The organism is Alcaligenes faecalis (assembly GCF_005311025.1).
In the GTDB taxonomy this organism is placed as follows: Bacteria; Pseudomonadota; Gammaproteobacteria; order Burkholderiales; family Burkholderiaceae_B; genus Alcaligenes; species Alcaligenes phenolicus.
This window is the reverse complement of record NZ_CP031747.1, coordinates 3747284-3759956: the sequence shown is the minus strand read 5'-3', so window position 1 is coordinate 3759956 and position 12673 is coordinate 3747284. Positions and strand designations below refer to the sequence as shown.

Sequence of the window (12673 nt, the reverse complement as noted above, 5' to 3'; positions counted from 1 at the left end):
TCTATCGGTTTATTCAATGACTTTGCGGGTGAAGGCGCTGAGGTAGGCCATCAGCGTCTCGGAGCCCTGCAAGGCCTGTTCGGGGTTTCCATCCTGGATGCCTTCGGCCAGGGTCAAATGAGCTTGGGCTCCGGCCTCCAGGTCCCCTTCATATTGATAGGCGTACCAGAACCGTCGGCACTGAACGATCATGGGTGTGACCGCTTGCACAGCAAAGGTGTTGCGACAGGCCTGGTGGATGACTTCGTCCAGATGCTGGTCGGCCAGCATGTAGGCGTCGATATCCTTGGCGTCGGCAGCATCCACCATGGCCTGGGCGTGACCGAGCAAGGCGCTGCGCTGGGCTGGAGTCGCCCAGCGGGCGGCGCCCTGCACAATCAGGCGCTCCAGGACACGGCGCGTTTCAATCAGAGTCAGATGTTCAGCCACACGGATTTCACTGACACGCAGACCGCGGCGGGGCTGTTGCTCGATCAATCCCAAGGCCACCATGCGCATCAGGGCTTCACGCAAGGGGGTGCGTCCCAAACCTGTCATTTCCACCAAATCACTTTCTACAATGGCCTGACCAGGCTCCAGTTTGAGAGTGGCAATTAACTGCTCAATCGCTTGATAGGCGATTTCAGCGGCACGAGAAGAGGGGGTGGGGGCGCTACTCACGGAGACTCCAATATAAAAATTGCGTTAAAAGCCGGATACTTGCTGGGGTAGCCAGGTGGCAATCGCCGGAAACAGGGCGACGATCAGCAAGGTCAGCAATTGAGCAAGAATAAACGGCACTACACCTCGACAAACTTGTCCGTAGGTCATGTCTTTCGGGGCAATGGACAGCAGGTAAAAAATGGAAGAGGCCAGGGGCGGTGTCAGATAGCTGGTCTGAATGACAACGATCACCATCACGCCAAACCATAAGGGGTCCAGCCCGGTAGCCACAATAAAGGGCAGGAAAAGCGGAACGCAAATCAGCACGTTCGCTGTCCAGTCCAGTACAAAGCCCAGCAGAAAGACGATGCCCAGGAACAGAATGATCGTACCTGTACTGCCCAGTCCCAAGTCGCTGGTCAGCATCTGTACCAGCTTGGCACCACCATTGGCCGCGAAGGCGCCGGTAAACATGGTGCCTCCCGCCACGATCAGCATGATCATTGCCGTAATGCGTACCGTGATTCGCAAGGCTCCACTGAAAACTTCCCAGTTGAACTGACGGTAGAAGATGCACAGAACAGCGGCGGCAGCAGCGCCCAAGGCGGCGGCCTCGGTGGGTGATGCGATGCCTTTCATCAAGGAACCCAGAACAGCGATGATCAGCAGCATCATGGGAACCAGACCACGCATCGTGATACTGATTTTTTCTCCCAAAGGTCGGCGCATATCCTCGTCATCTGCCCGTGGGCCCAGCTCCGGCTTGAGCGTGGTGGCGATCAGGATGTAGGCCACAAAGAGCGTGGTCATCAACAGGCCCGGAAAGAGCATGGCAGCAAACAGCTCGCCAACCGGAACCTGTGCCAGAGAGGCATAGACGACCGCGACCACCGAGGGAGGAATCATGGTGCCCAGGGAGCCCCCGGCGCAGATCGTGCCCGCGATCAGCGAGTTGTTGTAGCGAAAGCGCTTCATGGCCGGGATGGCCATCAGCCCCACCATGATTTCTACCGCGCCAACCACGCCTGCTGCAGCGGCAAAGGTCGCCGCCATGGCGATGGTTGCAATGGCCAGCCCGCCTGGCAGGCCGCCCAGCCATAACTGCATGGTGCGAAACAGGCGTGCTGCAATGCCTGAGCGCTCCAGCAGAGCTCCCATCAGCACAAACATGGGAATCGCTGACAGGATATGGTTGGTAGCCGCTCCGTACAAAGCACCATACATCTGGTCAAAGACCATGGGGCCAAAGGCGTACCAACCGGCCAGAAAGGCGGGCAGGATCAGCGCAAAAGCCACGGGCATGCCCTGAAAAATCAGCAGGAACAGAGCAGGGAACATCAGTCCGGCGATCCATAAATTCATGGGCTCACCTCGACGTCAGCAGTGTTCTGTTCTTTGACCGCACAGCGCAAGCCATGGGCCAGCAGTTGCAAGGTAAAGGCGATCAGGCCAATGGCAATGCAGGCGTAGAAGGGCCACATCACCGGGGCCCAGGGGCTGACCATTTCGACTTCGTTCAGCTTCCAGGCCATCCAGGCTTTCTGTATCCCGACTTTGCTCAAGATGGCAAACAGCGGAAACAGCACCAGCAGGTACAGGAGCACGTCAGACATACGGGCCAGGGACTTGGGCAAGTGCTTGCGAACCACATCAATACTGATGTGTTCGTTCTGACGCATCACCCAGGCCATGCCCAGCAGAAAAATAGCCCCATTCATCATGTACGCCACATCAAAGGCCCAGACGGTGGGGGCATGCAGAACATAACGGGCAAACACTTCCCATACCATGGCGGTGACCAGGATTGCCGCCGCCATTTCCGCCAGCCGAGCGCTTGCAAGAGCGATAAAGTCGATCAGTTTTGAAATAGGCTGCAGCATGGCAGCTCTCCTTCAGAAAGTGGGACTTAGTCTCGGATCAGGTAATTGCTTTCACTGCGCCAACGGTTCAGGAATCCGTCGTAATCAGTCAGCAAATTCTTCATGTAGTCGTTGCCCGATTGCGCTTGCGCTTCGGCTTTCTTGTATACCCAGTCATTGCCAGCATCCGCTAACTGCTTGATGAAGGCAGGGTCCAGAGTGATGACTTCATTGCGGCCCTGGCGGTACTTCTCCATGGCTTTGATGTCGGCGTTGTAGAAGTAGTCCAGGGACTGGTGGGTGGTCAGTTCGGCAGCGGCCTCGATCAGTTGCTGCAAATCGGCCGGCACTTTGTCCCAGGTTTCCTGCTTCAGGACGACTTCCCACATAAAGGTGGGCTGATGCACGCCAGGGACCACAATGTATTTGGCGGCTTGATGAAAACCTTCGGGGGTATTGGAGGAGGGGGTAGCCCATTCCACGGCATCGACCCCTTTGCGTTGCAGCAGGGTGTATGTGTCGCCGGGTGGAACCACGGTGGGAACGGCTCCGAAATAGTCTTTCATTACGTCCGCCCAGGCACCGGAAGTGCGATATTTCAGGCCTTTCAAGTCCTCTGCAGTTCGGATGGGGGTGTTGGAGTGGGCCAGCACTTCCGTCGAACCCAAACCGACAATCATGGTTTTGAGACCGTTTTTGGAACGCAGCTCCTGCAGTTTTTCCTTGCCGCCGCCTTCATACAGCCAGACGCGATAAGCATCAGGTCCCATGCCACCGGGGTAGCCAGCAAAAATGGCATTGGCCGGGTCCTGGTTGACCAGGTAGCTGGAGGTGGAGTGCCCCGCCTCTACCACGCCGGTCTCTACCGCTTCAAAAACTTTAAGGGCGGGAACAATAACACCTGCTCCAAAGGGCTGAATCTCGACACGATCCCCCGTCATGAGCTTCACGTTCTTTGCAAAACGCTCCAGAAAATTCTGATAAAACGGGGAGCCTTCGGGTACGGAAGTTGGTACGCGCCAACTGATTTCGGCCGCTTGCGCCGAGGCCATGCTGCCCAGCAGAAACAGGCCGGCCAGGGTGGATGCAACAAGTTTGGATTTCATGTTTGTCTCCGGTGGTTTTTTTATAGTCCAGCTCCGTCGCAGGCTGGCGGCCAGCGTCAAAGCATGGGATGGATCTTAATATTTTCTAAATATATTAACAACATATTTAGATTGGGGTTTGTCCTAGAAAGAGCCGGAGGTGGCTTGCTGATTGGGTTACGGTGTTCGTTTTGGATGGTGGAAGGACAGGGTAAGGGCGTTCCAGACCTGGTTTTGACGCGGATTTTCAGCGGTGAAATCATTCGTGATGCGGATTTTTTCATGCTTGTTTGAAGCACTGCGGGGCAGCCTTGTTGAGCTGTTTCAATCCTTTCGTCTCCGCGGTCTAGCTGGTACACTTTGCGACTGCTTTTTTAGAAGCGCACGGCGGCAGGACAGGGTCTTTGGACCGTTCTTTTGCTGTAGCACTTTCGGTAGCAGCAGGCAGGAAAATAGCTGGTTTTTTACGAACAAGAGAGGGCGTCGAATCTACTCTTGCGTGTTGTAAAGCCTGGATTCCTGCGGTGCATGTAGTGTCTGGCCCGCCTGGGCCCACTGCGCAGACAAGCCACCGGGCCCATAGTTAAATGGATATAACTTTCCCCTCCTAAGGGAAGATTGCAGGTTCGATTCCTGCTGGGCCCGCCATTCTTATGCATGACGCCTGCCCGGCTTCATGGTCCTGAAGGCTCGTTCTGATAGGCCGAGCTTTGATATCCCACTTGATGATTAGCATCCTGTGCTTTTTGCGCAGGGCTGTTCGTGCCCGCTCGTTTTCTTTTTTCGAGCCAGCCCTGTTTTGAGCAACAAGGCTGGCTTGAGCACCTGACTAATCGTTCATGATGACAATTCAAGAGTCATGCGCGCTATGGAATGCGGGAGGCGCTAATGGAACGGTCGATTGTCAAAACCCGGAGATGAGCTTCTGGGGTTCTGTTGCTGTCCCCATGCTTTGCCGGGATTTCTTGTTGAGGACAGATAGTCATCTACATTCCCGGTCCAGAGCTTGAATCCCAGACAACTTTTCCATTTGTCTTGTTGATAAAGCCAGTGAGTTTGGCAAACGGAGCAGCGAAACAGGCTCTGTGCTCCCTGGTCTCCATAGTCCTCTGTTTTGGTGACGCGTTCCATATAAGCATGCTTAGGTGTATGCGCTTTGGAAAGCGGCAGAGTCTGGCACAAAATACACATGGTTTTATGGTCAATCTTGCCCACTTCTTGCTCCTTTTTAAATAAAGGCTATGGGAAATAGCGTGTTTTAAAAAAAGACAGCAATGTACTTTCTACAAAAACTATCAAACTGAAAGCAAGATAGTCAGCCCGCATCTTACAAATCTTGTTGGGGCTTGGGTAGTGTCAGCTGTAAAAGGATATTTCGTTCGGAAATACCCGTAAAAAAAACAGAGGAGTTCTTGGCTATCCTTGCATCAGACAAGGGGATAAGGCTGGGTCAAATCGTTTGGCTGGCTTGTCGTCGGTGTGACTCAAGTCGGTGGCAGGAAAATCAGGTGTGTCCTTGATCGAGCTCTGTTTGAGTTTTGCCCAGTTTCGTTTTTATTTGAAATATATGAGGCGGGCTCCCGACTAAACTGCTTTTATTTATAAGGAATTTGCCATGAAAAACGACAAGCGTTCCTTGGAAAAAGATCCGTTTTCCTCCTCTGCGTGCAGGCAGGAGGAGCCACCCGTGGTCAAGCCTTGCAAGCCAGATTCTGTAGACAGTTTGTTTGACTGCTTTGCCAAGACCGTGACCCGCTTTGCGGGCTCGCCCATCATGTTCTCTGTTGCTGTTTTAGCCGTGCTGGTCTGGGCCTTGTCGGGTCCTTATTTCAATTATTCGGAGACCTGGCAGTTAATTATCAATACCGGAACCACGATTATTACTTTCTTGATGGTGTTTTTAATTCAGCAAAATCAGAATAAAGATAGCAAGGCACTGCATATAAAACTTGATGAGCTGATTATTTCACTGACCGATGCCAATGAGCGCTTGATTGATGTTGAGGAACTGGATGAAAAGCAGCTCAAGAAATTGGAGGCCTATTATTCCTCCATCGCGTTGAAAGCACGCCGACGTCTGGACGGCGATACATAAAGATAAAAGGGCCTTGCGGCCCTTTTTTTACAGCATCTTGTTGCGTTGCTGCTCGGCCCGCGAGGCCCCGATCGGCGTTTCGACTTGCTTTTGCTCTTCTGGCGGGGGCAGCACGGCAGGAAATCCCAAGGATTGAATCCACAGCTCGCGAGACCAACCCTGGGTATGGTACAGGTGATGGCCCTCATCGGGAGCGACGGCGTCATGAGCCTGTTTGAGTAAAGTCGCCAGTTTCTTGTCTTTGCTCTGCTCGCCAACCAGGCCAATCAACTGCCAATTCAGATGGTCTTTGGTTTCGGCCAGAATGACACATTCGGATGCGACCAGCTCTGCCGCTTTCGGATCCCCTGCCTGTTTGGCCAACTCCATGGCCTTGACCAGAGCCGAGGCGATTTGTTTCAGTACTTGTCGGCCGGGTGTTTGTTTGGCGGGGTCCAGTGCCAGCTCCTCAAAGATACTTTTCAGCACCTGTTGGTGTGTCAGTGTTTCTTCCAGGTAGCCTTCCCATTCTTTTTTCAGGTCCGCGTTATTGGCACAGGAAATGGCTGCTTTATAGACTTGCTCCCCACCCAATTCAGTTTCCAGGGCTTGATACAAGAGTTCATGCAGCTGTTCGGTGTTGGCTTTATGTAATGTCATTGTTCGCTCCAGTCCAGAGGTTGAGGGTTGGAACTGACACCATAAATGCTGCGGGGCGTACAGATTATGCGATTTGATGAGGAGTGATACGGGCTGTGAATGGCGTAAGGCTTGGGTAACAATATTGCCCGATCGGGTTTGAAAAGGGTTATTGGAGCTGCCCTGCAAACCGTCTGCTTGCCTGTGGTAGGATTGTGCGCTTTATCGCAGCTTCGATGCGGGCTGAGGGCCTGTGCATCGGATTTGCCACTCCATTTTTGAACGCATCGTCTCGTCCGGCTGAATCTCTTTCAGTGCCAGGCTGATGCACCGCAGCAGGGTAGTCATGACACTCCAGGGTTGGAAACGCCGCGTTTTTTACGTGGGTTTGTTCGAGTTTTTTGCCATTGTTTTTTCTTCTTTCTTGCTGGCGTACTTTGCCGGTGGGGAGGCTTCAGAGTCCGCGCCCATTGCTGTGGCGATCTCGGTGATTGCGATTGTTTGGAACTACGTGTTCAACACGGCGTTCGAACATTGGGAATCCCGCCAAGCTGTCAAAGGCCGCAGTCTGTTGCGCCGCAGTGTGCATGCCATCAGCTTTGAGGCTGGTCTGGTGATTGCTATCGTGCCTTTGTATATGTGGTGGTATCAGGTCGGCTTGCTGGAAGCCTTGCGTATGGAAGTGGCCATTCTGGTGTTCTTCCTGATCTATTCCTTTATCTTCAGCTGGACCTTTGACCGGGTGTTTGGTTTGCCTGCCAGCGCAGCCTGAACCCCAGCGTTCAATAAAAAAAGCCGCGTAATGCGGCTTTTTTTGTTTCTGCTGGATTGGCTTTATCACTCCACCTGAGCTTCCCGCCGCGCCTGATAGATACGGGCGTGGTGTACGTCTGCCCACTTCACCAGTTCTCGCATAGGTACCAGAAAAGACTGCCCCAATTCGGTCAGCGTGTATTCCACGCGGGGCGGTACTTCGGCGTATAAGGTCCGTTGTACAAACCCATCGGTTTCCAGCCTTTTGAGCGTACGCGAGAGCATTTGACGGGAAATATCACCGATTTCCCGACCCAGCTCATTAAAGCGCAGGGTGCCCGGTGCCAGCGATTCCAGGATCAGCAGGCTCCATTGGTCGCCAATCCGATCCAGTACATCCCGGATGGGACAAGGTTGTTCAAATTCTTCCTGAATGGGGCTGGAAGCCAATGTGGCTGCGCTTGATGAGGACATGGCGGCTTGCTTTCCTGTGTTCAATAGTCACTTCCGTGTGACCTGGTATGGCCTGCGTGACTTCTTGTGGACTGTCAAAAAACTGTCTAGCATCACGCTTAATGGTCTACTTTATAGACCAGGTCTTTATTTGAGCACACAAGGAGCTGTTATGTCTCGTATTGCATTGATAGGTGCTTCTGGCGAAGTCGGTTCGCGCCTTTTGAAAGAACTCTCGGATCGCGGTCATACGGTGACAGCGATTGCTCGCCACACTGAAAAAATTGCCAGCCTGCCCAATGTCACCGCGGTTCAGGGCGATGTGAATGATCTGGATGGTTTGATTGCGCTATTGAAAGGGCACGATATTGCAATTAGCGCGGTTCGTTTTGCGTCGTCAGATCCCTCCAAGCTGATTACGGCGGTTCGTGCGGCCGGTGTGCCGCGTTATCTGGTGGTAGGCGGTGCCGCCAGCCTTGAAGTGGCCCCCGGTCAGCGATTGATTGATCAGCCTGCGTTCCCGGACGCTTACCGGACCGAGGCCTTGGGTGGCATTGCCTTTCTGGATCAGTTGCGTCAGGAAAAAGAACTGGATTGGACTTTCCTGTCGCCCTCGGCAGAGTTTGGCCCCGGTCAGCGCACAGGCAAATTCCGTATCGGCAAAGACAGCCTTTTGGTCTCCGACCAAGGCAGCAAGATTTCTTATGAGGATTACGCCATCGCTTTGGTGGACGAGATTGAACGTCCTGCCCATTCGCGCCAGCGCTTCACCGTAGGTTATTGAATAGGGAGTGGGACTGATGAAAGGTTTAATCCGATGGGTATCTCCAGTTTTATTAGCGGGCTCTTTCTTGTTGAGCACAAATGCAGCGTTGGCTGCCAATTCGCCGACTCGTAATGTGGCTCAGGAAGAGAGCAATCGCAAGCTGGTGATCGATTTTTACGACAGCTTCTTTAATAAGCATCAGGTGCAGGAAGCGGCGGCGGTCGTAGCTGAGGACTATATCCAGCACAACCCGGAGGTGCCGGACGGAAAAGCGCCTTTCGTGGGGTATTTTGATGGCTATTTCAAAGAGAACCCGCAGTCTCGCGCACGGATTGTGCGTAGTGCCGCAGACGGCGATCTGGTTTATCTGCATGTGCATTCGACCAATGGCAAGGCCGATCGCGGGCAGGCTGTGATGGATATTTTCCGGGTGCAAGACGGCAAGATTGTGGAGCACTGGGATGTGATTCAGGCCGTGCCCGAGCAGGCGGCCAACAGCAATACCATGTTCTAAGCTCACTATTCGGGCAACCCGTTCTTTACCACCGATAAGGCAGCAGCCTTGCGCGGCTCCGTAAGGGGGCAAGACTTTGCCCCGTTATAACGAGGACTTATGCTTACACCAAATAAAAGACCCGCCAGCCATGGCGGGTCTTTTTGATAAGGGGGTAAGCGGAGTTCTTCTTTGGGCAACCGTTTGTGCTGTTGCTTGGTGAAGTTTCGATTGCGAGTTGTCTAAGCCGCCTGCATCTTGATCTTGGCTTCGCGAATTGGCAGATTGACGATGGCCGCCAGTACGGCCAAGACAATATCAGCCCACCACATCCAGCTGTAGTCACCAAAGCGGGTCAAGGCGATCCCCCCCAGCCATGCGCCCAGAAAGCCGCCGATCTGGTGCGAGAACAAGGCCAGACCAAACAGGGTTGCCAGATAGCGCGTGCCAAACAGCTTGGCGACGATATTGGCGGTAGGGGGCACGGTAGCCAGCCAGGTCAGCCCCAGGCCGATGGCAAAGACGTAAAACACCAGATCGGTTTTAGGCATCATCAAGTACCACAGGATCAGCACGGCGCGCGAGGCATACATCAGGGCCAGCACGTATTTGCTGCGCCAGCGGGCAATGCAGGAGCCGGCGGCAATACTGCCAAAGATATTGGCCAGGCCGATCAAGGCCAGCGACCAGCTTGCTACCGAAGGTGGCAGCCCGCACAGGTCAATTTCCCCCGGTAAGTGGGTGACCAGAAAAGCAATGTGAAAACCGCAGGTGAAAAAGCCCAGACTCAGCAGCAAGTAGCTGCGATCCTTCATGGCGCTTTTCAGTGTCTCGGCCAGACCGGGACCGCTGACAACAGGAGCTGGGGTGGCTGCGGCTTTTTCGGGCTTGCTGCCCGGACTTAGCTTGCGAATCAGAGGCAGGGTCAGCAGGGCGGTCAGGGCCAGAACCCAAAAGGTCGACATCCAGCCGACCCAGCCGATCAGCTTTTGCACCACGGGGGCAAAGACGAACTGCCCGAAGGAGCCGCCGGCATTGATCAGGCCCGAGGCCTGACCGCGGGCGTGATCCGGAATACGTTGGGCGGCAGCGCCAATCAAGGTGGAGAAACTGGCCGCGCCCGAACCAATATTGGCCAGCAGGCCCAGCGTCAGGGTCAGCCCTAGCCCGGTACCAATAAACGGCGTTACCGCACAGCCCAGTGCCAGAATCAGAAGGCCCGCGATCAGAACCCGGTCCGGGCCCCAGCGGTCGGAGCAGGCACCGGCAATAGGCTGGATGGCCCCCCAGGCAAGTTGGCCCACGGCCATGGCAAAGCTGATGGACATGATGCCCATGCCGGTAGCCTTATCAATGGGGCCAACGAACAGGCCAAAGGATTGGCGTATCCCCATGGTAACCATCAGGATGCCAGCAGCCGCCAAAGTCACCGTCATGACGGCGGGCTGGCGCAAGGATTGAAACATGGGGTCCCCTCTTATTATTCAGGTTTGAATTATCTGGCGAAATGTCAAAGAGGTGCAATCACCTGCTTTTGTGAAGAGCGATGGAGCGGACAGTGTTGTAGTCCGCTGCTATCCAGGTCCAGTTGCGGGAGGAGGAGGAGGAGGAGGAGGAGGAGGGGCTACCGGCCTGTCTCGGATTGCTCGAAGGCCTGACCCTGGACCGCCCGGTTCAGGCGTACCGCCCCCCCTCCTGGCCCGTTCTGGGCTGCGTGTATTCCTTATTCTTACCGACGCCGTTTGGCCTAAGCCTAGTAGGTCGGCCATGGCATTCTGTCCCTGCACCAGAGGATTGACGTTCAATGCGTTGCTGCTTATCTGCAGGGTGGTCGGTCGCTCCACTCTTGCTGTGCCGACTGTTTGTTGTTGAGACGCGGCGACAGACCACTTCTTCTCCTTCTTCTTCTTCTTCTTCTTCTTCTTCTTCTTCGTCTGCTGCTGCTGCTGCTGCTGCTGCTGCTGCTGCTGATTGCCCCGGGTAGTGACTCTGATCGACATGAGGGGAGGCCTGCTCTATGATTGGTGCGCATAGCGCGTTTAATGCTTTAGTTGCAGACAACGTGGCTGGATCATCGCTGCAGAGTGGCCGCTCTACTCTTCGCGCTTGTAGCATTAGCAGCTGAGCTTTTCGCACCAATCAGCTTTGTCTACCAAGATTGGCGCCTGCAACTGCCAACATCTGTCTCCTTAGCTTAGGGCTGTAGCGTACTTAGTCACTGCCTGTATTCGTCCCCCCTGATCCTCCTGAAATTCCTACTCAGTTTTCTCTTTGCGCCGTAGAATACGGGTAAATACTTTAGAGCTAAAGGAGTTGCCCGTGGGTGCAGAGACAGTAGTAGACGCGATTGTGGTTGGGGCAGGGCACAACGGCTTGGCAGCAGCGGTTGAACTGGCCAGTAAAGGCTGGAAAGTTCAGGTTGTGGAAGCCAAAAGCTCGGCAGGTGGTGCGGTCAGCACTCAGGAGTTGACCTTGCCAGGCTTCAAGCATGATGTGTGCGCCATGAACTTGTCCTCCTTCGCAGGCTCTGCGTTCTTCCAGCGCCATAAAGAAGCTTTGGCTCGCCATGGCTTGGCATTCGTCCCTGCAGAGCATTGCTTTGCCAGCGTGTTCCGGGATCAAAGTTATTTGGGCGTCAGTACAGACCTGGAAACGACCTTAAAGCGTATTCGAGCTGTTTCTGAGAAGGACGCTCAGGCTTGGCAAGCCATGCTAGATGACTTCCAGAGCAAGGCTCCCCATCTGTTTGCTGTGCTCGGTAGCCCTATGCCTTCGTGGGGCCTGATGAAAAGCGCCTGGAAGAGCTGGCGGGAGCTGGGCAAGGATGGCGTTGCAGAGCTGATGCAATTGCTGCTGGCGACGCCTCGTGACTTTCTGGACCGCCATTTCGAGAGCGACTCAGTGAAAGCCATGATGGCAGCCTGGGGGCTGCATGTGGATTTCACACCAGACACAGCAGGCGGTGCCTTGTTTCCTTATCTGGAGTCCATGGCCAACCAAGCCTTCGGCATGGTGATCGGGCAGGGCGGTGCTGACACGATTATCCGTGCCATGACGAGCTTGCTGCAGGAGTTGGGCGGTGAGCTGCTGTTGAATGCCCCCGTGCAGACAATTGAACAAGAGAATGGTCGCGCCAGTGGTGTTGTTTTGGCCGATGGTCGCCGCTTGAAGGCACGCAAGGCGGTCATCGCGAATCTGAATCCTCAGCTCGTCTTTGGTCGTCTGGTGCAGTCTGCTACCGTTCCCAAAGATTATCAGAAGAAAGTCGATGCCTTCCGCCCCGGATTGGGCACCATGATGATCCATTTGGCTCTGGATGGCTTGCCTGATTGGACAGCTGGCACCGAGCTGCAGCGTTTCTCCTACGTCCATCTGGCACCCGATATGGCCATGATGAGCCGCGTCTATGCCGAAGCAGCTGCAGGTTTATTGCCTGCCGAGCCAGTTCTTGTGGTTGGACAAGGTACAGCACTGGATCCTTCGCGCGCCCCGGAGGGGAAACATACTTTGTGGATTCAAGTGCGTGTGCTGCCCGCCCAAGTCAAAGGCGACGCTTCTGGCAAGATTGCCGCTGGCGATTGGTCGCAGCTTAAGGATGCATATGCAGAGCGCGTCCTGGATCTGCTTGAAAGTTATGCGCCGGGCCTGCGTAGCAAGATCCTAGCCCGCCATATCATGTCGCCCCAGGATCTGGAGCAGTTCAATGCGAACTTGATTGGCGGTGATAACCTCTCGGGCAGCCACCATCTAGATCAGAACTTCTTCTTCCGTCCAGTGGCCGGTTACTCCAAATACAAAACGCCGATCAAGGATCTGTATTTGTGCGGCGCCTCGACCTGGCCCGGTGCAGGGACGGGGGCCGGATCAGGTTATATGCTGGCCAATCTGTTGGCGAAGTAAGTCAAAGAA

At 54.6% G+C, this 12673-nt stretch carries 12 protein-coding genes and 1 tRNA gene; 6 read left to right on the top strand and 7 right to left on the bottom strand.

What is annotated here, in order from left to right:
- Window positions 1-9: 9 nt before the first annotated feature.
- Genes D0C27_RS17265 through dctP form a run of 4 tightly spaced genes read right to left on the bottom strand, consistent with a single transcriptional unit; the run spans window position 10 to window position 3607 of the window.
- A complete protein-coding gene (locus D0C27_RS17265; protein WP_035271006.1) occupies window positions 10-660 on the bottom strand; it encodes a GntR family transcriptional regulator in 651 nt (216 codons plus the stop codon).
- Window positions 661-684: 24 nt separating this feature from the next.
- A complete protein-coding gene (locus D0C27_RS17260) occupies window positions 685-2004 on the bottom strand; it encodes a TRAP transporter large permease (protein ID WP_045930984.1) in 1320 nt (439 codons plus the stop codon).
- Window positions 2001-2522 carry a TRAP transporter small permease subunit gene (locus D0C27_RS17255; protein WP_009461299.1) on the bottom strand — a complete coding sequence of 174 codons (522 nt, stop codon included), beginning with the start codon at window positions 2520-2522 and terminating at the stop codon, window positions 2001-2003. The genes D0C27_RS17260 and D0C27_RS17255 overlap by 4 nt, the downstream gene beginning before the upstream one ends.
- 26 nt (window positions 2523-2548) lie before the next feature.
- Window positions 2549-3607: a TRAP transporter substrate-binding protein DctP gene (gene dctP, locus D0C27_RS17250; RefSeq protein ID WP_137431377.1), complete on the bottom strand. Its 1059-nt coding sequence runs from the start codon at window positions 3605-3607 to the stop codon at window positions 2549-2551.
- A gap of 552 nt (window positions 3608-4159) precedes the next feature.
- On the opposite strand from dctP, the gene D0C27_RS17245 reads away from it, so the two are divergent.
- Together D0C27_RS17245 and D0C27_RS17240 are read left to right on the top strand one after the other, a co-directional pair.
- Window positions 4160-4234, top strand: a tRNA-Arg gene (locus tag D0C27_RS17245).
- A gap of 967 nt (window positions 4235-5201) precedes the next feature.
- The gene (locus tag D0C27_RS17240) at window positions 5202-5681 is read left to right on the top strand and encodes a low affinity iron permease family protein (protein ID WP_026485221.1); all 480 of its coding nucleotides are present in this window, start codon (window positions 5202-5204) and stop codon (window positions 5679-5681) included.
- 27 nt (window positions 5682-5708) lie between these two features.
- Here the strand turns inward: D0C27_RS17240 and D0C27_RS17235 are convergent, their stop codons facing one another.
- Window positions 5709-6320: a hypothetical protein gene (locus tag D0C27_RS17235; RefSeq protein ID WP_137431376.1), complete on the bottom strand. Its 612-nt coding sequence runs from the start codon at window positions 6318-6320 to the stop codon at window positions 5709-5711.
- A 325-nt stretch (window positions 6321-6645) separates the two neighbouring features.
- On the opposite strand from D0C27_RS17235, the gene D0C27_RS17230 reads away from it, so the two are divergent.
- Entirely contained in the window at window positions 6646-7071 is a 426-nt protein-coding gene (locus D0C27_RS17230) for a PACE efflux transporter (protein WP_009461311.1), read from the top strand.
- A gap of 65 nt (window positions 7072-7136) precedes the next feature.
- Here D0C27_RS17230 and D0C27_RS17225 read toward each other — a convergent pair whose 3' ends face one another.
- Window positions 7137-7526 carry a winged helix-turn-helix transcriptional regulator gene (locus D0C27_RS17225; protein WP_137431375.1) on the bottom strand — a complete coding sequence of 130 codons (390 nt, stop codon included), beginning with the start codon at window positions 7524-7526 and terminating at the stop codon, window positions 7137-7139.
- A gap of 151 nt (window positions 7527-7677) precedes the next feature.
- On the opposite strand from D0C27_RS17225, the gene D0C27_RS17220 reads away from it, so the two are divergent.
- Together D0C27_RS17220 and D0C27_RS17215 are read left to right on the top strand one after the other, a co-directional pair.
- Complete coding sequence (locus tag D0C27_RS17220) at window positions 7678-8289, top strand: NAD(P)-dependent oxidoreductase (RefSeq protein ID WP_009461315.1); 612 nt, start codon at window positions 7678-7680, stop codon at window positions 8287-8289.
- A gap of 16 nt (window positions 8290-8305) precedes the next feature.
- Entirely contained in the window at window positions 8306-8785 is a 480-nt protein-coding gene (locus D0C27_RS17215) for a nuclear transport factor 2 family protein (protein WP_137431374.1), read from the top strand.
- Between the two features lie 221 nt (window positions 8786-9006).
- Here D0C27_RS17215 and D0C27_RS17210 read toward each other — a convergent pair whose 3' ends face one another.
- On the bottom strand, window positions 9007-10230 hold the full coding sequence (locus D0C27_RS17210; RefSeq protein ID WP_137431373.1) for an MFS transporter: 1224 nt from the start codon (window positions 10228-10230) through the stop codon (window positions 9007-9009).
- Between the two features lie 853 nt (window positions 10231-11083).
- On the opposite strand from D0C27_RS17210, the gene D0C27_RS17200 reads away from it, so the two are divergent.
- Window positions 11084-12664 carry a phytoene desaturase family protein gene (locus D0C27_RS17200; protein ID WP_137431372.1) on the top strand — a complete coding sequence of 527 codons (1581 nt, stop codon included), beginning with the start codon at window positions 11084-11086 and terminating at the stop codon, window positions 12662-12664.
- The last annotated feature ends 9 nt before the right edge of the window (window positions 12665-12673 follow it).

Coding starts and splice junctions, on each gene's coding strand:
- D0C27_RS17260 (WP_045930984.1), bottom strand. CDS start 2,004: ATGAATTTATGGATCGCCGGACTGATGTTCCCTGCTCTGTTCCTGCTG.
- D0C27_RS17255 (WP_009461299.1), bottom strand. CDS start 2,522: ATGCTGCAGCCTATTTCAAAACTGATCGACTTTATCGCTCTTGCAAGC.
- dctP (WP_137431377.1), bottom strand. CDS start 3,607: ATGAAATCCAAACTTGTTGCATCCACCCTGGCCGGCCTGTTTCTGCTG.
- D0C27_RS17240 (WP_026485221.1), top strand. CDS start 5,202: ATGAAAAACGACAAGCGTTCCTTGGAAAAAGATCCGTTTTCCTCCTCT.
- D0C27_RS17235 (WP_137431376.1), bottom strand. CDS start 6,320: ATGACATTACATAAAGCCAACACCGAACAGCTGCATGAACTCTTGTAT.
- D0C27_RS17230 (WP_009461311.1), top strand. CDS start 6,646: ATGACACTCCAGGGTTGGAAACGCCGCGTTTTTTACGTGGGTTTGTTC.
- D0C27_RS17225 (WP_137431375.1), bottom strand. CDS start 7,526: ATGTCCTCATCAAGCGCAGCCACATTGGCTTCCAGCCCCATTCAGGAA.
- D0C27_RS17220 (WP_009461315.1), top strand. CDS start 7,678: ATGTCTCGTATTGCATTGATAGGTGCTTCTGGCGAAGTCGGTTCGCGC.
- D0C27_RS17215 (WP_137431374.1), top strand. CDS start 8,306: ATGAAAGGTTTAATCCGATGGGTATCTCCAGTTTTATTAGCGGGCTCT.
- D0C27_RS17210 (WP_137431373.1), bottom strand. CDS start 10,230: ATGTTTCAATCCTTGCGCCAGCCCGCCGTCATGACGGTGACTTTGGCG.